Source organism: Parabacteroides sp. TM07-1AC (genome assembly GCF_003480915.1).
Lineage (GTDB): Bacteria > Bacteroidota > Bacteroidia > Bacteroidales > Tannerellaceae > Parabacteroides > Parabacteroides chongii.
On the sequence record NZ_QUKD01000001.1, the window covers coordinates 496,897 to 523,049 of the forward strand.

A 26,153-nucleotide genomic window follows, 5' to 3' on the forward strand; every position below is an offset into this window, starting at 1 on the left:
AACTATTTAAAGATTATATAGAAACACATAATCATTCATTAATAATAATATGCACTACCCGGCCCAAACAATATAGATTTTTCACTATCATTATTCATCAACGCCTGAGATAGTTTTACGAAGTTATTTGCAGCTACACGGTAATTCCAAATTTCACAAATAGAAAAATAAGCCTGTTCTCCCATTTTTGATATTATTGATTTATCCTCAACAATCATATCTAAACATTTCATCAAGTCGTGATGAGAACCTTTATAGACTAATCCGTTTTTTCCTTGTTGGATAAGAAAAGGTGTAGAACCTGCATGTTCGTTCGCAACAACCAAACAACCACTATTCATCGCTTCATTTAGAACTGCTCCCCAACCTTCTTCACGACCACTACTAAAAATATAAATATTTGCATATTCCATATATCGGCGAACTTCTTGCTCTGAACAAAAATTTTTAAAAAGAATATTTTCTTGAATTCCTAATTTACGCGAAAGAGCTTCTACCTCTTTACGCTTCTTCCCCTCACCAATCATGGTAAGATGACAGCAAAGTCCTTTTTTAAGAAGATAATCTAATGTATATACCGCATCTTCTGGATGCTTCCACCAAATCATTCGACCGACCCAAAGTAATTCAATCTTATCTGATGATTTAAGACTCATCACTGGTCCTTCATAGAATTTCATTGCTGGGAAATATCCCCATCTGAAACACTTAGACTTAGGAAATCCCAACAAAGCTAAATCTTCTGCTAAATAAGCACTTGCGCATAAAACATACAAAGACTTTTCTCGATAAAGAGTATAGTTTTTATAAATTGTATAAGCTGTTGTTGGAATAAATCGATGCCAAGTTCCATTTTTAAAAAAACGTTCTGAAAATCGAAAAGTCAATTTGTTGACTTTCATCCTAATCTTACAAAACTGGTTACTATTCGCCCCCATAATAGCCACATCACTTTTTTTTGCGAGCTCCTTCGCCATCATTAATTCAGCCTCACTTTCATAAGCTTTTATCACAAACGAATATTTCACATTCATATCCTCATAACCCATTTCAATACGCTCATAATCAATTTTTTGAGAGGCTACAAATTTAAAATTATCTAAACCTATTATATTGATGAATTCATTACAAAGAGAAAGTTGGTGATGATTCAGAAAATTAGAGTAGAATGTTATAGTCATATTTCTAATGCCTTAAAGAGAAATTCTTTTGAAAAATTTCGCAAAGTTATTAATGTATTATCTAATGCAATATAATCAATCATATAGTCAGAGTTATTAAATATTCCTTCTATATTCAGCATCTTAAACAACGATGCAAGACGAGTCGTTCCTCCCGACTGATTAGCATGAATAATAAATTGTTTATGAAATATCAAAGAAAAAACACATCCATGAAAAGAATCTGTAATTACACGATCTGCATACTTGATATACGACAACCAATCTTCAATAGACATCTGTATATTATTCCCTCTTAGACTTTGTTCTATAATTGTATATCCTTTATTAATAAACGGAAGTATAGCTTTACGAAGACTTTCCCTATCACCTAACCAATAGACAAAAATATACTTCCCTATAACTAATCTAGTTGAAGCCAACTTGTCATATTCTGTAACAGGCAATAAGAATGTAGGGTCTAACACATGAGTAGCATCCACATGCATATTCTCCTTACAAAGCTTTACCGCAGATTCCTCACGAACAGATACCGCTATAAAATCAGATACCCATTCTTGTATCTTAATAGTTGTTTCAAAAGTATACCGCCAGTCATCATACCCTAGCGAAGCTGCATAGGCTATCTTTTTCGTCTTTGAATTCTTAGGTATAAAATCCAAAAAATATAATCCACCACGTGGTGAAGCAAAGTCTGCACGCCATACTTGATCACTCCCTACTACAATAACATCAAAAATATTCTTGTCACAAACCTTCTTAAATTCCCAATCACTATAAATAGCTTTAGTCCGATGAATATGAGTATTGATAAATGAAGTTAATTTTCTCACTCGTATTCTGGCCTTCCAATATGGGGTAAAAGGAATCGCATTCAACATTGCAAGTGCCAACCTCTTTATAACCCCTCTGTTATTACGGCGGTCAAGTATCACTACCTCAAAATCAAAATGCTGCAAATAAGTTTGCAAAGCAAAAGTTTGAAGAATACCTCCGTAATTGTTTATCAAAGGATGAGTAAGAATTCCTATTTTCTTTTTAGACATTTAAATAAACTATAAGTTAGAAAAACATTCCGTTGTACAAATGATTGTTTTAATAGTCTGTTCACTATTTCGTTAACAGTCAAATCATTGCAACTATAGAATACTTTACGTTTTATTGTTTTTTTAGTTGGATAAACTAACGAAGGATTATCCATGATAACATTTAGATAGTCAATAGAAGGAAAATAACCCACTTCTTTTAATAAGGATATTCCTTTTTGTGTATTTGCTAATACCACATTTATACCTTTATCATCATCTATGACACAATCATCATATCGTTTTGCATTCCACAAATCTCCAAGAGTAATATCACTACCACTTGTGTTATTCTTAAATTTGCACGAGTAACAAGATTTTCTTAAAAATAACCCCGCTACAAATCCAGATAAAAATGAGTTTTTAACAGCAGGTTCAATGAAAATTTTTTCCCCAGTCAATGAATCTGTTATAGAAAAACAATAAGTTTTCCATCCTCTACATTTATCACGAAATGAAATATTATATGATGGCTTTAGATGAAAATTTTCAGAAAGGTAACGCTTCCATACAGAAGGACTTGGAACCCCATGACATATAATATCTACAGTCATAAGATTTTCATAATCGTAATTAAGAAATCTTCTGAGTCCCGCTATTTGACATGGAGTACCACTAAACAGTACCTTACGACCTTGTTTTAAGAAAAATTGTGCTTGGATGAAACTTCTATCTATATGACTTTGTAAATATTTTGAACCTCGAAACAAAATAAGTTCTTCTTTCATTTCGATAAAATCGTGTATCACTCCAAATTCAGTATCAAATTTTGCTCCAAAAACAACTCCTTTTTGTTTCAATATTTTCTCTCCCAATAAAGAAAATATACCACCAGAAGAACTCTCTAAACGAACTTCTTCGTTTGAATTTATTGCAGCAAACACTTTAATAGGAATACTAGAAATGTTAGAGTGAATTACAGGACAAACCTTTTTACATAAACCACAATTTATACATAAATTTTCATCTATATATGGAAAAAGAAATCCCTCACAATCCACTTCTAATGTAATACATTTACGTGGACATCGTTGCACACAAGCCTCACATCCACAGCAGTCTTCACTCTTTAACACTAACTTTTTCATACCCTTTTTATTAACATATTGATGGGACGAGTGAACAAATTTCGTTCATATTTATTCATACTTATAAATCCAAAAAGAGGTACATACAATAAGGTAAATATTATTGCTGAATAAATAAAAGTAGATATGTTATCCAAGTTTATACTTAAACTATTTATGCAAAATATACAAATAGGAACAAAAACAACAGGCATGACTGACATCTTTATTATTTCATACCAAAATTTTCGAATATCTATTTTTTGCTTCTTTTTATAATAAATATTCATAAGTAAACCTTGACCAAGTAACAATGCACCAGCTGTCGCATAGGCACATCCTATAGCCCCCCATCTTCTAGCTCCATAAATTGAGAATAAAGAACTAAAAATAGCAATAACTACATAGCTAATTGCTCTGAAACGCATTTGATTTCGGGCTTGAAGTATAGTAATTCCTAGATTTTGAATCATAGGGGGTAATAAAGTAAAAAAAAACAGTAACGATATATAATATGCTTCTTCATAAGCTTCACCGGCCCAAATTCTTATAAAAGATTGTCCAAATATGATAAAAGCACTAAGAATAAAAGACATGATAATATACTGAATCCTTCCAGTACGGATAAATAAATCTGAAATTTCTTTATTTGAATTACTAGTAGAAACCATAGCTGTTACTTTTGGTAAAAATACACCACTGATAGATGTAGAGAACATCATAAACATATGGGTTAGTTGAATTGCAACAGAATAAATAGCAACTACCACTGTACCCTTGAAAATACCAAGTACAAACTGTCCCGTACTCCAATATATTCTATCCATTATCACACTTAAGAAAATCCAAAAACTATATATTGATATTTCTTTTAGCAAAATAGGGTTAAATACTCCAAATTTTATTTTTATATTCAGTTTTGAATAACAATAAAATAAATTGATTAGTAACGTAAAAATATTGAATAAAGTAGTTACTACTACCATCGCAACAGCTTTATACCCTATCGATAACAATAATACCATCACTAGTGGATTTAAAATTGTTCTAACAATGCTTACAATCCGTTGAAATGCAAATTTTTCATATGCAGTCATAATACTTCCCCAAATACTCATCGGAAAAGTAAATGCTAGATTAAAAGTCATTAACCATAACATTATTTGCATCTTACAAGCCTCATCTTCAGTCATGTTTAATGAAAACAAATCCTCTACATTAATAGCCAATATACTACCGACTATGACTGCAATAAGTCCAAGGCCTACATATAAAGCTAAGAACATTCCAAACATTTCCTGTTGCTCACGAACATTTCCTTCAGCTCTAAATTTGGCAGTATAACGTACAATAGCATTGCCAAAACCAAGATCAAGCACTGTAAGGTAAGCTATTATGGAAGCTGCTAATGAATAAAGACCATATTCTGCTTGCCCCAACATTCGAAGCATATAAGGTGCATATATTAATCCTATCACCATATTTAAAGCAATAGAAACATAACTTAGTGCAGCCCCTACTTTTAACTGATTAATAGCCATTTTTCCACTTATTGTAAAATTCCTTTATATAATTCTATGTATTTCTTATAATTAACTTCTTTTTTGTATTCAGACAAAATCCATTTAACCAAACCTTCAGAATAATTATGCTGCTTATCATTTTTAATCTTTCTAATACCAGTTAATAATGCAATAACATCTCCTGTTTTTACACATTCACCATATTGCTTATTCACTGTTTCTGTTACTCCTGTATTAGCAAACGAAATAACAGGAGTGCCACAAGCTTGCGCTTCCATGTTGATAGTCGGTAGAGAATCTTCTCGTGTACAATTTACAAAAACATCAGCCATTGAATATAATTTAGCTAATTCTTCTTTACTCGAAGTATAACCTATAACCTTGACATTATTTGGCAATTCTATCGACCTCTTATCATAACCAAACAGCAATAGAACCATATCACTATCAAAACCTGCAACAAAAGTTTTTAAAACATCTTTATTTATTGTACTCAACCATTTAGTTACAGGTCCAAGTAATACGAACTTATCTTCAAGACCATATTGTTTTCTGATATTAGAAGGTGTCGGTTTGAAAACCATAGTATCTATACCATTATGAATACTCATGCAATGTATGTTTTTAAAAACTGACTTCTTTCCTTCTTTTGTAATCCAATCAGAAACGCCTACTACAGTCAAATTTTTAATTGCATTGAGATACTTATATCTATCCATCAAGATTTCATGGGATTTATCATACAAATAAGCTGGTGTATCCTGTTTTTTCTTAGGACAATTTCCACATTGCTCTTGCCATTTAAAGCAATTCATATCAGTATAATGAAAACAACCACCTGTAAAGAACCAACAATCATGCATAGTAATCACTGTCGCAATATTATGTTTAGCAATATAACGTAATAACATATTTAAATTGATGTAATTACTATGCAAGTTATGAAGATGGATTACATCTGGTTGTATTTTATCAATATACTTCAATAGTTTCAATGTAGGCAGAAATGAGAAATAAGCCTGTTTACCATTTATTCTACATAACAAAGCATGTAGCTTATTACTTACAATATTGCCAATCTTATAGCCATTTTTTATTTCATGCTGTGGTATCCTTGAAATTGCATAAGCAACATGACACTCAATCCCATTCTCTTCACAACATTGTTGTAAATCCTGAACAATGGTACCAGTGCTTCCATTAGCATAAGTTGCATTAATTTGAAGTACTTTCATTATATAACTGTTGATTTCTTTTCAAAAACTTCTCATTGTATCCGTTGGTGAGATTAATTCACAAATCCTTTCCAAACTACCATATTATGGTCACTATAAGACGTCTCCGGAGAATAGCACTCTCTCCCTTTCAACGACTCCGAATAAAAAATATAATCTATCCTCCAAAGCTTATACAACTGTCGGAATGTATATTGATACCCACTTCCACATTCCCGAAAGCCATCAGTCAACCCTTTTCGAACCTGATGGTATGCATAAGAAGCCGGTGTATCATTGAAATCTCCGCAAACAAGTACAGGATAAGGAGAATTTTCAATCTCTGTACGGATTGTATTTGCTTGGTCTGCCCGTTTCCGGTTATTGCGATTCATCTGTAGAAACAATTCTTTGATGGCTTTCATACGGGTCTTAAACTCTTTATTAGGCGCAATGATTCTACCTATATAAGCATTGACGCTTGTCGTCTCAAAATGATTGTTGATTACGCGGATGTATTGATTGTTTATCCGTACATCAGCTATCAATGACATGTTCTGAGAATTTTCATAATAAAGAGCCTTTACCGAATGGATGGGGTAACGGCTGTAAATCGTTGTTGGTAAATGGTCGGTACGCCGGCTGATATATTTATACAAAACATAATCAAAGGCGTATCGGATACTGTCACGGTGGTAATAACCATCGCCGGGTGCTTCCTGAAAGCAGACAATATCGGGCTGAAGCTCCTTTATATAAGCGGCAGCTTCATTCATTGTGTACTTCTTGCCCCAATAAAAATGACTGGTATTGTAAGTAACGACAGTCAATGGGGTTCCTTCCGAGTCTGCTACTTCTTGCTGATTCCAGAAAGGCAGTTGATAAACTGCCAGCAAATAATTGGTGTGGAGCAAAATGGCAAAGAGAGAAATAGAACATCTCCATTTTTTCTTTGTGAACAATTGTATGACTCCCATCAACAGATTGGCGGCCAATATCGGCCAAACAGCTAAAGTCAGAAGAGAAAGCCAAATACAAATTCCTTCAACATAGCGTCCTCCGATAAAACAGAGGATGGATAATACAACAAAGAATATCTGGAAAAAGTTATTTAAACTTTTCACTCTGTGTCTTTATTGTTGTTTGTCCAAGGCTTCATATTCCGAATTCTTACTCTTAAACTCCGGAACAATCTCTTTCATCATCTTCACCGTTCCGACTTTATCAACGCAGAGAGCCAGGTGAACCAACGGTTCCATTAAATTATTGATTTCATTGAAATCGTATTCGCGAACCTGGGCACGATAAATCTTTTCATTCGATGTCGGCAGCGTATTCTCCTTTATAGCCAAAAGTTCTTCGTAGAGTTTCTCGCCCGGACGAAGACCTGTGTACTGAATCTCTATATCTTTATCAGGGACAAGACCTGCCAGTTCAATCATACGGCGTGCCAAATCAGCTATCTTTACAGGTGTTCCCATGTCGAATACGAATATCTCATTTCCCTTTCCCATAAAAGCGGCTTCCAGCACCAGGCGACAGGCTTCCGGGATAGTCATGAAGTAACGGATAATATCGGGGTGAGTTACTGTCAGCGGACCTCCTTTTGCCAATTGCTCCCGGAAACGGGGAATAACCGAGCCATTACTTCCCAGGACATTTCCAAAACGAGTCGTAATAAAACGAGTCTTTCCGGGATGCAGTCCTCTACTGATCGCAGTACTTAGACTTTGAACATAGATTTCGGCCAGGCGCTTGGATGCACCCATTACATTCGTTGGATTTACGGCTTTGTCAGTAGAGATCATGATGAATTTGTCTACCTCATATTTTACTGCCATATCGGCTACGTTGTGAGTACCATAGACGTTCGTATGAATGGCTTCACAGGGGTTTTCCTCCATCAAAGGCACATGTTTGTAGGCGGCGGCATGGAAGACGATCTGAGGATGAAAGCGGCTGAATACGCTCTCGACACGGTCGATCATACGGATATCTCCCATGACAGGCACGAACCGGACTTCGGGGAATTTTTCTTCCAGTTCCAGGCGTATGTTGTGCATCGGTGTTTCCGCACTGTCGAATAAGATCAATTGCTTTAAACCGAAATGGCATAGCTGACGGCATAGTTCACTACCAATCGAACCGGCTGCTCCGGTTACCAAAACAACTTTTCCTTGAAGGGAGTTTGCGATTTCCTCCATATTTATATGGATTTCATCACGACCCAATAGATCTTCGATACGTACGGCAGGGAGATTATGCAATGTTTTGCTTCCTTCTCTGAGTTCGTCGATAGTCGGAAGCATCAGCATACGGACTTTCTTCTTTTCACAGTAACGGATCAGGCGTTCGCTTTCGGCTTTGATGGCTTGGAAGTCTGTGAAAAGAATGGCTTTGATATTTTTCCTGTTAACCAAGCTGTTAAATTCAATCTGATCTCTGACGGAATAGACTTTATATCCGCCTATACGTAATGAAGATTTCTTGCCGAAACGAAGATATCCTTCAACCTGGTACATCAGCTTATCATTCAAGGAGGCTCCGAACAGGGCTGTTGTACGGTTTTCACTTCCGTAAATCAGAAGCTTGTCGCGATTGGATATATTCAGAACCAAATGATACAGTGTAATCAGTGTCACCCGGAAAAGGGTCAGCAGGAAGAATGTTAAGAACAGATCGATCAGAGTTCCTAATAAGATATTACGGAAAGTCAGTTCGGTTGCCAGATAAGCAATAACCGGTATCAACAGCAATATCTTCAGGAAAGTGACCAGAAGGATGCGCCCAACCTCGGTGAAGGCAGAATGGCGAATAACACCTTTGTAACTCTTAAAACAAACAAAGCTAACGGCACTGCATAATGTAGAAGAAAACAGTGCTATGGCAAATATGTGTATCGAATAGTTAAAAGCTAAAACATAAGAGAGAAGCCCCAAAGAAATCAAAGTAGAGCAGCCGGAAAGGAACAAATCAATCAAGAAAATTATCCATTGATTAAAATACCTTAATTTGGAGAAATAACGAAACAGTGAAATAAACGTCATAGGATCAATTTTAATGAATGAAAAACGATTAACAATCAATAGTTTTAAAGTTATAGAATTTCGTTATTGCACACAACAAAGTACGTCAGTCACAGAGTGACTTAATGTAATGTACATATTAATAAATTTCAAAATAGCCATTAAAAATCATAGCAATTTGAAGATTTATATTGTTAAATAATAAATCGACAATGTCCCTATAAAAATGACTAGATTAATCGTTCCTTTTTTTGCGTCATTTTATTTGTTACAAGATGAAAAAATGAATTTCTTATACTACATGAATTATAAGGGATATAGAAAATACGCTATTGTTTGTTCTAACTTTTATTATAACTTTGCAGTGACTAAAAAAAAGGAACGTTTTTTCTAGTCATTCCACTTTATTAACAGTCTAATACTCAACCGTATATACAAATACACAGCTATCTAAAACGACAATCACACATTATACACATATTAACTAAAATATACAATCGATTATGTCTAAAAATCTTACAGAATCCAATGGTCTCCATGGCGATTATTTAACACTTCGACTAGATCAAATAATGTTTTTTCACAAAATAAGATCTCATTTTATGAATTAATTTTTGTTGTTAAGGTGTATGTGATTAATGTGAAAGTAGATCCTACAGGCACATTTCAAATTATAAATGTTATCTTTATAGAGAAATAGATATAAATAATATGATGAACTTAGGTAGTTGGATGAACAAGATCCTCATTGGATGGGGAGTAGATCCAAAAATTGCAAACACTTTCGATGAGATTATCATTGCTGCATTGCTGATTGTTTTAGCGGTCGGTATCGATTATCTATGTCAGTTTATTTTTGTGGGCAGTGTACGGAAGCTGTCGGAAAAAAGTCATTATTTCTGGGATACACTGCTGATCAAACGAAAAGTAGTGCACAATTTGGTGCATGCCATTCCCGGTATTTTGGTGTACGCATTGCTTCCTATGGCTTTTATCCGGGGAAAAGAGTTATTGCTGCTCTCTCAAAAAGTGTGCGCTGTCTATATCGTATTCGTATTACTATTGGCGATCAACGGATTTATCCTTGTGATAATGGATATATACAATCACAAGGAAGTGAATAAAAACCGGTCGATAAAAGGTTTCATACAGGTATTCCAGGTGCTGGCTTTCTTTATCGGCGGTATTGTTATTATAGCTATTCTGGTCGGTAAATCACCCGCCACCTTGTTTGCCGGACTGGGTGCTTCAGCAGCGATCCTGATGCTGGTGTTCAAAGACACGATACTCGGATTTGTAGCAGGCATACAACTTTCTGCCAACGATATGTTGCGACCGGGCGACTGGATCACAGTTCCGGGATCGAATGCCAACGGTGTCGTGCAGGAAATTACGTTGAACACTGTAAAAATACAGAATTTCGATAATACGATTTCCACTATTCCACCCTATACATTAGTCAATAATTCTTTCCAGAACTGGCGGGGAATGGTCGAATCCGGCGGACGACGGGTCATGAAATCAATCTTTCTCGACCTGAATACTATTAAATTCTGTACACCGGATATGCTGGATACGTTCCGCAAGGAGATTCCTCTCCTCTCCGATTACCAGCCGGATAAAGGGGTTACGCCCACCAATTCACAGATGTTCCGTATCTATGTGGAACGTTATCTGAACAGTTTGCCTGTTGTCAACACAGACCTTGACCTGATCATCAGCCAGCTTCAATCGACCGAATACGGCGTGCCTATTCAAATCTATTTCTTTTCCCGTAATAAAGTATGGAAAGAGTATGAACGCATCCAGTCGGATATATTCGATCATTTCTTTGCGATGGTGCCAAAGTTCGAACTGAAAGTATATCAATATTCGGACTGATAACGGTCACTTGGGAGACTCTGATTTTTTACCTATATTTGTGTTCGCAACTTTAAAGACAAATGTATGAGTGAATTACAACAATGGATTAACAGTTATCTGATCAAATGGGGGTTAGTACACGATTCGGCAAATATATGGGATAACCTGATTGTACTGCTTCTCGTTATAGCAGTAACCGTCGGTATCGATTATACCTGCCGTTACATCTTCCTCGGATTATTTAAACGCTTTGCCAAAAGAACCAAAAACCAATGGGACGACCTGATCGTGGAACGCAAGATCATCAACAAGCTGATGCACTTGATCCCCGCCATTTTGGTTTATATCATGCTGCCTTTGGCACTTCCCAGGAGTGAGATGCCTACATTACTCGGTATTCTCCAAATGATCTGCAGTATCTATATTGTTGCCGTCATATTGCGTTTTATTAATGCGGCATTAAATCTGCTCCTCGAAATATACAACAGGAAAGAAGCCTTCAAGAATAAGCCGTTAAAAGGGTTTGTGCAGATCATTCAGGTGCTTGTATTCTTTGTCGGGTTTATCATTATCATCAGTATCCTGATCGGGAAATCACCCGCTACATTGTTTGCCGGATTAGGTGCTTCGGCGGCTATACTGATGTTGGTATTCAAAGATACGATACTCGGATTTGTTGCCGGTATCCAACTATCTGCCAATGATATGCTCCGCCCGGGCGACTGGATCACGATGACTAAATACGGCGCGGACGGAACCGTGATCGAAGTGACACTGAACTCGATCAAAGTTCGTAATTTCGACAATACAATCACCATGATACCGCCTTACGCCCTTGTCAGCGACTCTTTCCAAAACTGGCGAGGTATGCAGGAATCAGGCGGCCGGCGTGTCAAACGCTCTATCAACATCGACATGAACAGCGTCCGTTTCTGTACACCGGAAATGTTGGAGAAGTTTCGTAAAATAGCCCTGCTTACCGAATATGTCGACACAAAACAACAGGAACTGGAAACATACAACAAAGAGCATAATATCGATGGTTCCATCCTCGTAAACGGACGCCGCCAAACCAATCTCGGCGTGTTCCGTGCTTACCTGGTAAACTATCTGAAAAGCAATCCCGACGTAAACAAAGACCTGACATGCATGGTACGCCAACTGCAACCGACAGAAAAAGGGATACCGATGGAATTATATTTCTTCGCAGCCACAACTGTCTGGATTCCGTACGAAGGTATTCAAGCGGATGTGTTCGACCATATTCTAGCTATTTTGCCTGAGTTCGGACTACAGGTATTCCAGGAAGTTTCAGGTTCTGATCTACGCCATCTAAGGATTGAAAAAGATTAGGCTTCTGTTATTCACAGGATGATGAAATTTTATTCGTTCATCCGAATAGTTCTTTGAGACAGAGGCAGGTGTAAATAAATTTAGAGGTACGTGTAAATGGATTTAGACGTACCTCTAATTTGTAAGACATAGTAATAGACTTGTCTACTGAATTTCAAATAAAAGAAAATATTCTACAAATCAATTTTAAAACTATTCCTTAAACGAAGCCTCATTACTCTTTGCCAACGAAACCAATCCTCCCATAGCTCCAAGATTCATAGTATCCAGTGCCGAACTTGGTACAATAATCATTGAACCTTTCTCTTTTAAACCCTCGAAGAGCATGTTCATGCCTCTGAGATGCAACGCGACAGGGTTGTCTGTATATTTTTTACTGGCCTGTTCAAACTTATCGGCAATCTCTGTTTCAGCCGTTCCCAGGATAACACGGGCTCTTCTTTCACGTTCGGCCTGTGCCTCTTTACTCATTGCATCAGCCAAATCCTGCGGTATGGCAATATCATTAATACCTACTGTTTGACAGGTTATACCCCAGGGATTCGTATTCCTGTCTAAGACATGCTGCAAATCTTCGGCAATCTTATCGCGCTCCTGCAATAGAGTAGACAGTTCATGTTTGCCGATCGTATCTCTTAAACCGGTCTGGGCAATGTTTTCGATGGCTTTTTGATATTCCTGCACTTCCAGGGCTGCCTTTTCCACATCCCAAACCGTCCAGTATACAACTGCATCCACATTTACCGGTACAGTGTCTTTTGTCAAAGTTTGTTCAGCTTTAAAAGTACTTACACGCACACGCTGGTCGATATAAGCCGATACGCTATCAAGAATAGGAATAATCATAAACGGGCCCGGACCTTTCAAGCCCTTGAATTTACCCATACGCAACACCACTGCCCGCTCCCATTGGTCGGCAATGCGGATCGAAAGAGCCAATAATCCCGATAAGAGGATCAGAAACAACAACACCAACATACTTACAATATGTAAAATATGCAGAACAACTGATATGAAAATCAGTACTAACAAAACTGAAATAGAAATGGGATTAAACCATCCTTTGCTGATTACATTTGCTGTCATAAGTATTATTTTTTAGAGGTTTCAATATTCTTTAATTCGTGTATGATGTCGTTGAGAGTAAAGCCATAACTAAATGCGACAGAGGAAAGCTGCATACAAATATCCTTTAATTTGTCTTTCCGCTCCTTTTCGTCTATTACATTTTCTGTTTTGTTGATAAAGGTACCGGTGCCCTGTTGGGTTTCAAGGATATTTCTAATTTCCAATTCCTTATATGCTTTAGAGACCGTGTTCAGATTCACTTTCAGTTCTACTGCAAGGGCTCTGACCGTTGGGAGCTGTTCACCAAGTTTTAATTGTCCGGATGCAATGCCAAATATGATCTGGTCGATGATTTGCCGGTATACCGGGACGCCACTGGAATAATCTAATAAGAACTTTATCATATAGGTAAATATTATATTATACAAACATTGTACTATTTCTATATGACAAAGGAACGAAAAATATTTATTCCACCAAATTAATTTCTGACTTTTTTGAAAAAGATTTTATCTGCTTGGCTAAACCACCGATCTTATGCCATTATGTTAAAAGTGCGTTTATGACACAAAATAATGAGAATATTGTGAGGCTATAAAGAAATAAATAGTATCTTTACAAGTGAAAAACGTAAATTTTTTCATAGTTAAGGTTTTGGTTTAGAGATGGCCCTCTTGTGAAAGCTGGCCATTTCGTTTTTTATATACCCTTGTATTCAAACTGTTTTAGCCTGTTATACAGGATTCTTCAATCAGTCTATCTCTATAAAATTCACCTGTACAATTTCATTATAAGCGAAAGGAGGTTTAGCATACTCTTCTCCAGCCTCTGCTTCTTTCAATGTATTGGTTTCGTAATCTATTTTCCAGATACGATTGTATTGGGTTGATATATAGAGAGGCTCAAAGTCTTTATCATCCTCCTGAAAGAACAACATGACATGCTGTCCGGCAACCGGTTCACATTCTTTCGGTAAAGTCAGCCACGCTCTGATCTGCACCTTATGCTCATTATCATCGAAATACACCAGGTGATCCATCAACTCGATGAAAACCTCCCAGCTGATATCATACGGGAAAGTCAAGGCAAATACCTGTTTGCCCATCGGATGGATACGAATAATCGCATCATACCGGCGACTATTATATATATCGGTAAATACACGTAACATCTGTTCCACGTCCGCTTCTTCCACTCCGGCAACGATCACTATTTTATCATTGCTGACAGAAATATTAGGACGTAAAGCCGGATCCGGCTTCCGGTTCTTTTTCCGGAACTTACTTCTCAAATAGAGAATAACGGCAACAGCTATTGCCCCAAAAAACAGATAAGCCTTGAGCGGCAGCTTCTTTCCGGACTTTTTCGTATGTTCCACTATTTTTATTCCATCATCATTCAGATCGAAAGTAACAGGGATCACTTTTTCATCAGCAATATTCTCTCCGTTGCGGGTTGCCGGAATCCATTTTCCACTTGTCAAACCTACCAGACGGATCGCTTCATCGTTCAGTAACGGCTCCGAACCGAGAAAGACATGCGGATCAGTCACCGAGCCGTCAGGTTCAACCGTACAAGAGATAAGAACGGTTCCACTCACCTCTTCCTCCCGGGCTTTCTCCGGATATTCCATATTTTGCCGGATAAACCAAAATTGTGCCGATGATCCGCCGATATATTCAGGAAAAGTACGGTCAGAACCTTCGGAACGATCGATCGGACTATAAACACCCTCATTTGTCTTCAACAAATAAGTAAGCATATATTGATCGTCATTCGCACGGCTGAAACTCATGGAACGGTATCCCAACTTAGGTACATTATTTATCTGTTTTCCGTCATTATCCGGCGGCAACAGTACGACATCCATCAATCCAACTTTAATTCTAGAAAAACGCAGATCGTTCAATACATGCAGATAAAGAGACTGACAAGCCATCTCCTCTCCCGATTCGCCTTTCTGCCGCACACTTTCAAACCGATACTTCCAGGCAATAGGGACCGCATTCTCGTAATCATCCACAAAGGAATAGATCAAACTAATCCGGGCACCACCCAACAAAGGGACAGGCTCGGTTACAAGCCCTTTCAACTTGGGATTATCAGGCGTAAAAGCAGTAAACTCACCTTCGTTTGTTCCAAAGCGAGTCAATTTATTGACCGGAAAGACTGCTTCCAAACGAAACCGGGAAATATCCGTATCGTCCGGTTTGGGTTCTTCAATGATCAGACTATCCAAATAAGGTCTGACCTCCTGACGCAAATGAAGTTGCTCTTCCGGCAAACTATTCTGTTGCGCCTTTACTCCTGATATTCCACTGGCAAAAACAGCCAGGAGCAGGAACAGTATCGGGGTTGCTTTCATAATTATAGAAATATTTAGTTTACATCAGAACTGGAAATAGATAAAAGGCTGTACGCCGGCGCTCTTGAACTGTACCACGACAAAGACCATGATTGCCAGGATCACTGCCTGTACCACTAGCGGAGAACGGGTAACTACACCCTGCAAAGCATTCTCTGCCGATTTAGGCATAAAATGCAATACATAACCGATTATCATCAATATAAAAACGCCTTTGTAACCGGTAACAAATTGCGCAAACACCTCCGGATGGAAATTTGTACAGATTTGCGAAAGCATCTCTTTCACCGTCTGCAGTGAATCGGCACGGAAGAATATCCATCCGAAACAAACCAGGTGAAAAGTAATAAATATCCCCAACACCCTGCGCCAGGGTTTCATCTCCGATCCTAACTGTTTGAAACTGCTGAATCGTCCCATAATAAACTTATGGATAGCCAGTGCCACCCCGTGTATAGCTCCCCAAATGATAAAACTCATGGAAGCCCCATGCCACAAACCTCCTAAAAGCATCGTGATCAGCAGGTTTATATATGTACGCACCTTTCCTTTCCGGTTTCCGCCGAGAGAAATATACAAATAATCTTTCAACCAGGAAGAAAGAGAGATATGCCAGCGACGCCAAAATTCCGTAATCGTAGCCGACTGATAGGGCGAATCGAAGTTCATATTGAAACGGAATCCCAGCAACAGGGCAATACCGATCGCCATATCCGAATAGCCGGAGAAGTCACAATAAATCTGTAAAGCATATCCGTACACACCCAGCAAATTCTCCACTCCGGTGTAAAGTAGCGGTGCATCAAAGACCCGATCCACAAAGTTCATGCTGATATAATCGGATATTACCGTCTTCTTGAACAGACCACACAAAACCAGAAACAAACCTTCCCCGAACTCGGAACGGGTAACTGTCGGATTCTTATAGATCTGAGGAATAAAATCGCGGGCACGCACAATCGGTCCTGCCACCAGCTGCGGGAAGAACGACACATAAAATACATAATCGATCCAACGGGTCAGCGGCGTGATCTTTTCCCGGTAAACGTCGATAACATAACTGATTGTCTGGAATGTAAAGAACGAAATACCGACAGGCAGAAAAATGTCCAACGGCTGATATGTCACGCTCTGCATGGAGGTATTCCCGAACTGATAGCCGAACTCCCGCGTAACAGAAGCTATGATCTCCAGCAGGAAGTTGAAATACTTAAAATACCCCAGCAAACCGAGATTTATACATAAACTTAGAACGACCAGCAACTTACGCTTCCATTGAGTCACCGTGTGAAATATTCCCTGGGCAATACAAAAATCGGAAGTAGCCGTAAACAGCAACAGGAAAAACCAGAATCCGCTACTCTTATAATAGAAATAAAGGGAAAAAAGCGTCACATAAATTATACGCGCCAGCAAATGCTTCCTGAGTGACATGTATATGATCAGGAAGCCAATGAAAAGAAAGAAAAACAGGCCACTACTAAAAAGTATCGGCGCATTGTGCTGATAAGTAAGCACATCACCCAGTTTGGACAAATCAATATTATCGAACATTCTTATCTGCAATATATCGGTTATAGGTTTGCATCAGTGCGCGATACAATAACGTACCCTGCGCCTGATAGCCTTCTTTTGTAAAATGAACACGGTCTCTCCCCATCAATCCGGCTTTATGCCATTTGGCACTCGAAGTCTTACCTCCTGTTGCTGCAAACAAATCCCAGCAAGCCACACCTTCCCGACGGGCCACATCGACAATTGCCTTTGCGGCGCGTTCCGTATTTTCGTTGCGCACATACGTACGCTTCTTATTTACATATACCCGTTTGTAACATTCGGGCGGCGTAGTAAGTAAGATAGCCGTATGAGGCATCTGTTTTTTCACCAAAGAAATAAAATCTTCAATCTGTCCGGCAAACTCACTCCGGTTAAAACGCCTGCCGAACGTCTCGTTCGTTCCCAAAGAAATAATCAGTAACGACGGATTCAATAAAGCTAGCTGGCGAACATACTCTTCATCCGTATAATTCACGTACATAGCACCGTTCACTCCCACCGAATGATACAGAATCCCCGGCTTACCGTTGGTCAGGTTAAAACCATAGTACAGATTTTTGAAAGAAGAAGCAGGCAGCAACTTGTCGGTCCCTTGTTTGCGGCGGGTACTCTGCAACTGCAACGTATCGATCAGACCTGAAATACGGAACGTATCCGCAATCACTCCCGGAGCACAAGCCGTCTGACCTAAAACCGTCTCCACCGAATCCTTCCTCTTTCCGGCTGGCAGCATCGGCATGGACTTTTCGCCCCGATAAATAACCGCCTGATTAAATGAATAACCCGCCCCATTGTTAGGAGCCATGCTGATATCGAAATTAATGGAAGGTGACACGGATTGAATACCAATACCTCCCGGTCCGATCGGACATTTCCTGTTATGTTGGATACAACGTCCGGCTACCCATTCTTTAATAACAGACGAAATAAAATAATCATCCGGCTCATTCGTCTTGCTCAGTTTGAACGGAGCGATCCAGCCCCGTCCGGCATTACCGAACTGCTGTTGTAGAAGCCGCATGACACGTCCGCTATAATGACCCGCTTGAATATGGGAATCGCCCAATTGCACGACTGTTACGACCGTATCTTTTCCGGCACGCAAGGAATCGAGTGCTGCAAAAAAATGATGCAGAGGGGCATAATCACTCACACAACTGTCCTTTTCCGATAACAGGACGGAATCGACAGCCGCCCCCATCTTATAAGAAACGGCAGGCAAAGCAACCGTATCCGGAACCGTCAGCGTATCAGGCAAAAGAACGCCATCCTTCAACGTCGTACGGGAAGGCGACAGAGTCTTTGCCCCGACGGTGATCGCGATCAGCGCCAACAAAACCGACAGGTTAATGAACCACTTTGTCTGCTTCATCATAAAATTCTTTTTCTAATAATAATGCATTGAATAACGCCGTGGCTATCTCACGTCCTCCCCTGAAACTCAGGTGGGTATAATCTTTACTTGCCCAATTGTTTTCCACGAAACGGACCATACTGTTCTCGCCTCCCATCGCACCGAACGTATTCCAGAACGGAATACCGGTTTTACGGGCAATCTGCCGCTGGGTATGAAGCATAGCCAGCACGGCAGGCATCGTTTCAAACTCCCCGTCCTCCTGATGGCTGCGGTCGGAAACGCCCAGCAACAATACATCCGACTGCGGGAAACAAGCCTGTACGTGGCGGACGGCTTCCACCATACGTTTATTATACCAGCCATACTGCAGGACACTGTCGCTTACAACATTCAGTCCATATTGAAGAATGATCAGATCGTACGGTCGTATTTCGTTCAAATGCTGGCAACGTGCGCTATCCAAACGGTTTAGAATCATGCCGGAGTTTCCGCGTAACGAATAATTATCGACTACGACTCCCGAGTTATCCTCCAGCGCAACACCCAAAGCCCGGAAACCTTCCGTCTCCGTAAAAGAAAAAGCAGCTTCGGTAAAGTTCCCTTTACGTACATATTGAGTGATCTTTGTGGTGGGCGGCAACAGTTCACGGATCGTATCCGGCTCTCCGTTATAGTGTAATTCCATACGTGTTCCCATATTCTGCTCATACAGGAATTTCAATGATGAAGCTGTTTCCAGTTCCGGATAACGGTTGGTTGTTTTGAGAGAGACGGTTACCTTCCCATCTTTTTTAGGTTCGAACATCATACCGGAAAGGGTATAACCATGTTCATGATCGGTCAGCATCGACCAGGTATGCCAGCCTTCCGAACGTTGCTCGATTGTTGGACGGAACTGGGCGGCAACGGATGCGATAGGCACAAAACCGACCCCGCGTCCACCGAACTCCTTTTGCAGGGCAGAACGCAAATCAGCCACAACGATATCCCCTTCGATAAACGAATCACCCAGGAAAGCAACGCGCACCGGACGGTTCAACTGATCCCTGTTCTTCAACGCTGCAAAGAAACGTTTCAGCCCGATATGCCCTACCGAATAATCTTCGATATGCGTACCGAGCGAATCGGCTCCCTGAACGGAATACATCACGTTATACAAAGAATCGCGTAACGCCAATGCCGCCGAGTCGATCCCCGTCGAACGGATGACCGAATCGCGCAAGGCTACCGAATCTATTTCCAATGTATCCGGTTGTTCGAGCTGTTTACGTAGCGAGTCCATAGACAACGACTGCGTTTTCACCCGTAAATCCGAAAGTAAGTCAACCTTTTTTATCTTCTGGCCGAATATTCTGTCCGGCAGATAATATAGTCCCAGGCAGATGCCCAACGTAATCAGCAAAAGAGCCAACAGTCTGCCGAAATTATCTTCTTTATTCATTTACTCATTCTTACGAAGGTGCAAAGATAAAGATAAAGTTGGTATGTTCGTTTATTGTTTCAGAATTAGAAAGAAGAGATTATAATAATTAAGTAGAGAGCTACGTTTAGATTGTATCAATATTTATTCCCCAAAGGAGGAAAGAATTTCGATACGAATGGATGTTACATTTAGAAATATATTACAATGGAAAAGTTAAAAGAAAGAACATGGAAAGTGCTTGAAAGCACCTATCTTCACCGCAAACCGTGGCTGACGGTGCGAAGCGAACGGGTTGAACTGCCTAACGGCAATCAAATTCCTGAATACTTTGTGTTTGAATATCCCGACTGGATCAATGTAATTGCCATCACAAAAGATAAAAAATTCGTTTTTGTCAGTCAATACCGTCACGGACTGGGAGAAACATCCTATGAACTTTGTGCCGGCGTATGCGAAAAAGAAGACGGCTCTCCCCTCGTTTCCGCTCAACGTGAACTCCTTGAAGAAACCGGCTTCGGAGGTGGCAACTGGAGTGAATACATGACCATCTCAGCCAATCCGGGTACGCATACCAACCTGACGCACTGCTTCCTGGCCACCGATGTCGAACCCGTCGCGCCTCAGCACCTGGAAGATACGGAAGACCTGGCAGTCCATATTCTCACACTCGAAAATGTATTGGAACTATTAAAAACCGACCAGATCAAACAGGCTATACATGCTGCCCCTCTTTGGAAATATATAGCTGAAAATTAGGATAATTCATTCTTTTTCCTTATGTTTGTTAGGGAAGAATATGAGGAGGATGAGTATGAGTAACATTTCAGATTATATCGAACAATTTGTCCTTGATAAACTGAATGTGTTTAATGAAGGAAGAAATGAGGATAAAGGCGTATATTACATTCTTTTACCGAACGAAAAGACTGCCTATTATACGCTTTGGTTCTATAACCCGACGGCGGAATATCACCCGAATGTATTCCTTTCCACTTTGGATGTCAACGTGATTAACTCGATAGGAAAAGCGATGACAACTGTAGCAAACTCTTTTGCCAAACTAACGATCAAAATACGTCTCGCCTCCATTTCCCACAATGCCGACGACATGATCTCTTTCGGCAAATACCGTGGATATCATCTGTTTGAAGTCGCCTTGATCGACCCCAAATATGTTACCTGGATAGCCAACAAATATGAAGCACGCATCCAAAGCGAACGGCGTTTCAAAGAGCTGGCGGCTACCTATTCATGGGTCTATCAGGATCTCAACACCTCCCGGACACATAAAATGCCGGTAAGCCGTTTTGTCGGAGAAATAGACGAAAAATTAACCGACTTACATCTTACGATCCGCCGGGTCAAGATAGAAGACAATCCGTACAAAACCAGTATAATCCGGGGAACCACCCACTTTTATGTCGATCAAAAGATCATTGCAGCAGATGATTCGGAAAACCTGTTTTTCTTTACGATCCGCGCCACCGACCGCAGTCTCGAAAGCGGGAAACTAAGCAATTCCGACCATGCTTACACAGTCGGAGAAAAACTACATATACGCTCTGCCAAGGTAATCAAACATTATGTGTCACGAAACATACGGTATACGAAATTAGGATATGTAAAGTTTAAATAATACAATAAGCTTTTATCTGATAAAATTCCATTCGAATCCATTTTTAATTTCTTCCGAGAGGAATTTGAATTTCATTCGGAAGAAAATTTAGTTTCTCCCGAGAGTATTTAATTCCTTTATTTTAGCTACTCTTGAATATCTATATAAAAAATACACGAAGGCTACCGTTCTTTTCAGCAATAGATAATAAAAAACTAAATAGCAGACATAAACTATGGGCTTCTGCACACAAATATCAGTTAACATTCATCAACTCAGCATAAACAGTGTTTATGTAACAATAACAGGGGTTTCTGCTACAGAAACCCTCGGAAACATGACAAAAAGTGCATATATTATATTAAAGTAAATAATACTATATTAAAACAGATAATACTACATTAAAAAACACAACAGCAAAATGCGCACGCGAGAGAGATTTGCAAAAGCTCTTTTTCTTTTTCGACATTTCTGTTATTCAACATCTTTTTTTATCTTTACCGCATTATAACCGGAAAACATGTTCGCAAGAAAAATAACACTCATACTATCAACTTTAGTTGCACTCTTTATTTTCAACGCCTCTCTCATAGCACAAGAGAAAGCATTTCCTAAGAAAGGAGAAGGAGTTACCCTTTTCTTGAAACGTCATAACCGTGTCGGAAAAGAGTATCACGATGAATTTATCAAATTAAACAAGACTAGACTCGGCAGTGGAAACTCGCTTAGAATGGGCGTTAAATACCATTTGCCGCCGTTAAAGGGCGCGGCGGCTACAACAACGAAAAAGCCTAATTACGAGCCCTTATTCGGCAAGGAATTAGCTCAATATCAAGTCACCTCCTCCGAGTTGAAAGGCTGTTGCTTCTACTTGATCAGCGGACATGGCGGTCCCGACCCCGGTGCTATCGGTAAAATGGGCAACGTAGAACTCCATGAAGATGAATACGCCTACGATGTCATGCTGCGCCTCGCCCGCAACCTGATGATGAAAGGAGCCAAAGTGCACATTATCATCCAGGATGCCAAAGACGGCATCCGCAATGACCGCTTCCTGAACAACACCAAGCGTGAAACATGCATGGGCGCCCCGATCCCGTTCAACCAGGTACGCCGCCTCGAACAACGGAGCGAAAAGATCAATTCTTTGTTCAAAAAAGATAAAGAACTTTACAAACGCGCTATCTTCATGCATATCGACAGCCGTAGTAAAAGTCATCAGACAGATGTTTTCTTCTATTATCAGGATAAAAACTCCGAAAGCAAGCATTTAGCAAAGACCATGAAGTCTACTTTCGAGCATAAATATAACAGACATCAGCCGGGACGTGGATTTACAGGAACAGTAGGCCAGCGCGGATTGTATGTTTTAAGAAAAACAACTCCCCCTTCTGTATTTGTGGAACTGGGAAATATACAAAACAGCTTCGACCAAAAACGGTTTATTCTCAGTGATAATCGCCAGGCTTTGGCAAACTGGCTGTGCGAAGGTTTTGTAACCGATTACAAACGTTACAAGAAAAAGCTGAAATAAATGCCTTGATAATGAATTATTAGCCTCTGAAATGCCGATTAATCCGCAGATTAATCGTACCTTTGTGTAATTTTATTGTTGAATCGTTTTAAATAACCATGAATAATTCTTATATATCTCCTTTTGCTAAACCCGTTTATGTGATGTTGAAACCTGTCGGCTCGGTGTGTAACCTGGCGTGCGATTATTGCTATTACCTGGAAAAGGGAAAGCTCTATCCGGAGGTAAAGAATCACATCATGAGCGAGCAGCTGCTGGAGAAATTCATCAAAGACTATCTGGAATGTCAGACGATGCCCCAGGTACTTTTCACCTGGCATGGCGGCGAAACGCTGATGCGTCCGATCAGCTTCTACAAAAAAGCGCTCGAACTTCAACGGAAATACGGTCGCGGCCGTCAGATCGACAACTGTATCCAAACGAACGGAACACTGTTGACAGATGACTGGTGTCGTTTCTTCAAAGAAAATAATTTCCTGGTCGGCATCTCGATCGACGGTCCGCAAGAGTTCCATGACGAATATCGCCGGAACCGGCAGGGTCTTCCCTCCTTCTACAAGGTGATGAAGGGAATCGAACTGCTGAAAAAACATCAGGTAGAATATAACGCAATGGCGGTGGTGAACGACTACAACGTTGATTTTCCACTGGAGTTTTATAACTTTTTCAAGGAAATAGATTGCCATTTTATCCAGTTCGCCCCTATCGTCGAACGATTGGGATTCCATCAGGACGGGACGAAACTGACCTCTCCGGAACAACAGGACGCCAATATCAAACTGGCTCCTTTCTCTGTCGATTCCGGAAAATGGGGCGATTTCCTCTGTGCCATTTTCGATGAATGGCTGAAGGAAGATGTGGGCAATTATTATATCCAACTGTTCGATGCGACGCTCGCAAACTGGGTCGGAGAACAGCCGGGCGTATGTACGCTGGCACGGACATGCGGGCATGCCGGAGTGATGGAGTTCAACGGTGATTTGTATGCGTGTGACCATTTTGTCTTCCCGGAATATAAGCTGGGCAATATCTATACGCAGACATTGACGGAGATGATGTATAGTCAAAGCCAGTTGAAGTTCGGTGCCGACAAATACGATAAACTACCCGCCCAATGCAAGGAATGTGAATTTCTTTTTGCCTGCAACGGGGAGTGTCCCAAAAACCGTTTTCTGCATACAGCCAGCGGTGAACCGGGACTAAACTATCTATGCAAAGGCTACAAAAAGTTTTTCAAACATGTAGCACCGTATATGGATTTTATGAAGAAAGAATTATTAGCCCAGCGTCCGCCCGCAAACGTGATGCAATGGGCAAAAGAGAATAGAGATACTCTATAAAACAACATGAAATACAACAGACGTGATTTTATTAAAACAGGAGGTATGGTTATGCTTGGTTCACTGGCAGTTCCGTCTTTTTTAGAAGGTTGTGCCGGTAGTACAGCCGATAAAGCTGCCGGTATCTCGTTTGCGCTGAACCATTTCGGGTTGAGCGAAGGTGACATGAGAAAGGTGTTGAATGCAGCACTGGAAAAGGGAGGAGATTATGCTGATCTTTTCTTCGAACACTCTTACCGTAATAATATCGGTTTACAGGATGGTGCGGTCAACCGTGCCTCTTCAAACATAGACTTCGGAATGGGCGTACGTGTCCTCTCCGGAGACCAGACAGGCTATGCCTACGTCGAAAATATCTCGCTGGACGAGATGCTGACAGCTGCACGTACAGCCGCACGCATCGCAAACGGCGCTGCAGGAAAAGGGCCGGCCAAACTGACCGAGGAACCGATTGTCAACAATTTCTATGGCGTACAGACTCCCTGGGACGAAATTGCCGTCAAAGAAAAAACGCCTTACCTGCAAAAGCTGAACGACCAGATATTTGCGCTCGACAAGCGTGTGCATAAGGTGATGGCTTCCCTGGGCGATACGACATCTCATATCCTGTTCTGCAACACGGAAGGACAGATGTATTACGACTATCGTCCGATGGTTACCCTGGCTGCTGTCTGCATCATGGAAGACAACGGCAAGATCGAAAACTCGTATGCTTCGCGTGCGTTCCGTATGGGTGCCGAGTTCCTGACCGATGAGATCATCAGCGAAGTGGCAAAAGAAGCGGTGGAGAAAACGGCTATCCTCTTCCAGGCGGTGAAGCCTAAGGGAGGTGAAATGCCGGTCGTAATGGGTGCCGGTGGTTCGGGTATCTTGTTGCACGAAGCGATCGGACATGCGTTTGAAGCCGACTTCAACCGTAAGAATACGTCTATTTTCTCCGACCAGCTGAATAAGAAGGTCTGCAACGAACATATCAACGTAGTGGACGACGGAACTATCCCGTTCAACCGTGGTTCTGTCAATATCGACGACGAAGGTGTGGAAGGACAAAAAACCTATATCGTGAAAGAAGGTATCTTGACAAGTTACCTGCACGACCGTATCAGTGCGAAGCATTACGGTATCCCGTCGACAGGTAACGGACGCCGCGAATCGTTCCGCCAGATGCCTATTCCCCGTATGCGTGCAACCTATATGGAAGCAGGCAATGTGACGGAAGAAGAGATGATCTCGACCGTTAAGAAAGGGATCTATGCTTCCAGCTTCACCAACGGACAGGTGCAGATCGGTGCCGGCGACTTCACTTTCTTCGTGAAAGACGGTTATCTGATCGAAAACGGTAAACTGACACAGCCGATCAAAGACATCAATATCATCGGTAACGGACCGAAAGCGCTGGCCGATATTACAATGGTCGGAAATAACTATAAGATGGATAACGGCACATGGACATGCGGTAAGGACGGTCAATCATGCCCGGTAACTTGCGGTATGCCATCCGCCCTGGTTAGTAAACTTACTGTAGGAGGAGAAAATTAAACAATTGGCAATTGACAGTTGACAATTAAAAAAGAGATTACGA

Annotated in this window: 20 protein-coding genes; 7 read left to right on the forward strand and 13 right to left on the reverse strand. The window is 40.4% G+C overall.

Going from position 1 to position 26,153, the window contains the following annotated elements:
* Nucleotides 1-38 precede the first annotated feature (38 nt).
* The 7 genes from DXD68_RS02110 to DXD68_RS02140 are packed head-to-tail and all read right to left on the reverse strand — an operon-like array spanning nt 39 to nt 9,117.
* Nucleotides 39-1,181: a glycosyltransferase family 4 protein gene (locus tag DXD68_RS02110; RefSeq protein ID WP_122360085.1), complete on the reverse strand. Its 1,143-nt coding sequence runs from the start codon at nt 1,179-1,181 to the stop codon at nt 39-41.
* Nucleotides 1,178-2,227, reverse strand: coding sequence for a polysaccharide pyruvyl transferase family protein (locus DXD68_RS02115; RefSeq protein WP_122360086.1), 1,050 nt, complete (start codon nt 2,225-2,227; stop codon nt 1,178-1,180). The genes DXD68_RS02110 and DXD68_RS02115 overlap by 4 nt, the downstream gene beginning before the upstream one ends.
* Nucleotides 2,209-3,354, reverse strand: coding sequence for a Coenzyme F420 hydrogenase/dehydrogenase, beta subunit C-terminal domain (locus DXD68_RS02120; protein WP_122360087.1), 1,146 nt, complete (start codon nt 3,352-3,354; stop codon nt 2,209-2,211). Before DXD68_RS02120 ends, DXD68_RS02115 begins: the two co-directional genes overlap by 19 nt.
* Nucleotides 3,351-4,874, reverse strand: a complete 1,524-nt coding sequence (locus DXD68_RS02125; RefSeq protein ID WP_122360088.1) for an oligosaccharide flippase family protein — start codon at nt 4,872-4,874, stop codon at nt 3,351-3,353. The genes DXD68_RS02120 and DXD68_RS02125 overlap by 4 nt, the downstream gene beginning before the upstream one ends.
* Nucleotides 4,875-4,882: 8 nt before the next feature.
* A complete protein-coding gene (locus tag DXD68_RS02130; protein ID WP_122360089.1) occupies nt 4,883-6,091 on the reverse strand; it encodes a glycosyltransferase in 1,209 nt (402 codons plus the stop codon).
* Between the two features lie 53 nt (nt 6,092-6,144).
* A complete protein-coding gene (locus DXD68_RS02135; protein WP_122360090.1) occupies nt 6,145-7,194 on the reverse strand; it encodes an endonuclease/exonuclease/phosphatase family protein in 1,050 nt (349 codons plus the stop codon).
* Nucleotides 7,195-7,203: 9 nt separating this feature from the next.
* Entirely contained in the window at nt 7,204-9,117 is a 1,914-nt protein-coding gene (locus tag DXD68_RS02140; protein WP_122360091.1) for a UDP-N-acetylglucosamine 4,6-dehydratase family protein, read from the reverse strand.
* A gap of 690 nt (nt 9,118-9,807) precedes the next feature.
* On the opposite strand from DXD68_RS02140, the gene DXD68_RS02145 reads away from it, so the two are divergent.
* Entirely contained in the window at nt 9,808-10,977 is a 1,170-nt protein-coding gene (locus DXD68_RS02145; protein ID WP_122360092.1) for a mechanosensitive ion channel family protein, read from the forward strand.
* Nucleotides 10,978-11,043: 66 nt separating this feature from the next.
* Nucleotides 11,044-12,312 carry a mechanosensitive ion channel family protein gene (locus tag DXD68_RS02150; RefSeq protein ID WP_122360093.1) on the forward strand — a complete coding sequence of 423 codons (1,269 nt, stop codon included), beginning with the start codon at nt 11,044-11,046 and terminating at the stop codon, nt 12,310-12,312.
* Nucleotides 12,313-12,504: 192 nt separating this feature from the next.
* Here DXD68_RS02150 and DXD68_RS02155 read toward each other — a convergent pair whose 3' ends face one another.
* The 6 genes from DXD68_RS02155 to DXD68_RS02180 form a co-directional block, all read right to left on the reverse strand.
* On the reverse strand, nt 12,505-13,398 hold the full coding sequence (locus tag DXD68_RS02155; RefSeq protein ID WP_122360094.1) for a slipin family protein: 894 nt from the start codon (nt 13,396-13,398) through the stop codon (nt 12,505-12,507).
* A gap of 5 nt (nt 13,399-13,403) precedes the next feature.
* Nucleotides 13,404-13,784, reverse strand: coding sequence for a GntR family transcriptional regulator (locus DXD68_RS02160; protein ID WP_122360095.1), 381 nt, complete (start codon nt 13,782-13,784; stop codon nt 13,404-13,406).
* 347 nt (nt 13,785-14,131) lie between these two features.
* Nucleotides 14,132-15,745 (reverse strand): energy transducer TonB, encoded by a 1,614-nt coding sequence (locus DXD68_RS02165; RefSeq protein ID WP_122360096.1) that lies wholly within the window; start codon nt 15,743-15,745, stop codon nt 14,132-14,134.
* A gap of 24 nt (nt 15,746-15,769) precedes the next feature.
* Nucleotides 15,770-17,299: an MBOAT family O-acyltransferase gene (locus tag DXD68_RS02170; protein WP_122360097.1), complete on the reverse strand. Its 1,530-nt coding sequence runs from the start codon at nt 17,297-17,299 to the stop codon at nt 15,770-15,772.
* Nucleotides 17,289-18,674 (reverse strand): GDSL-type esterase/lipase family protein, encoded by a 1,386-nt coding sequence (locus tag DXD68_RS02175; RefSeq protein WP_122360098.1) that lies wholly within the window; start codon nt 18,672-18,674, stop codon nt 17,289-17,291. The genes DXD68_RS02170 and DXD68_RS02175 overlap by 11 nt, the downstream gene beginning before the upstream one ends.
* The gene (locus DXD68_RS02180; RefSeq protein WP_122360099.1) at nt 18,649-20,100 is read right to left on the reverse strand and encodes a hypothetical protein; all 1,452 of its coding nucleotides are present in this window, start codon (nt 20,098-20,100) and stop codon (nt 18,649-18,651) included. The genes DXD68_RS02175 and DXD68_RS02180 overlap by 26 nt, the downstream gene beginning before the upstream one ends.
* Before the next feature lie 186 nt (nt 20,101-20,286).
* On the opposite strand from DXD68_RS02180, the gene DXD68_RS02185 reads away from it, so the two are divergent.
* The 5 genes from DXD68_RS02185 (at nt 20,287) to DXD68_RS02205 (ending at nt 26,110) form a co-directional block, all read left to right on the forward strand.
* Nucleotides 20,287-20,838 (forward strand): NUDIX hydrolase, encoded by a 552-nt coding sequence (locus DXD68_RS02185; protein ID WP_122360100.1) that lies wholly within the window; start codon nt 20,287-20,289, stop codon nt 20,836-20,838.
* 55 nt (nt 20,839-20,893) lie between these two features.
* Nucleotides 20,894-21,718: a hypothetical protein gene (locus tag DXD68_RS02190; RefSeq protein WP_122360502.1), complete on the forward strand. Its 825-nt coding sequence runs from the start codon at nt 20,894-20,896 to the stop codon at nt 21,716-21,718.
* Between the two features lie 499 nt (nt 21,719-22,217).
* Nucleotides 22,218-23,231, forward strand: a complete 1,014-nt coding sequence (locus tag DXD68_RS02195) for an N-acetylmuramoyl-L-alanine amidase (protein ID WP_122360101.1) — start codon at nt 22,218-22,220, stop codon at nt 23,229-23,231.
* 98 nt (nt 23,232-23,329) lie between these two features.
* Nucleotides 23,330-24,571, forward strand: a complete 1,242-nt coding sequence (locus DXD68_RS02200) for an anaerobic sulfatase-maturation protein (protein ID WP_122360102.1) — start codon at nt 23,330-23,332, stop codon at nt 24,569-24,571.
* A 6-nt stretch (nt 24,572-24,577) separates the two neighbouring features.
* Nucleotides 24,578-26,110 (forward strand): TldD/PmbA family protein, encoded by a 1,533-nt coding sequence (locus DXD68_RS02205; RefSeq protein ID WP_122360103.1) that lies wholly within the window; start codon nt 24,578-24,580, stop codon nt 26,108-26,110.
* Nucleotides 26,111-26,153: the final 43 nt, after the last annotated feature.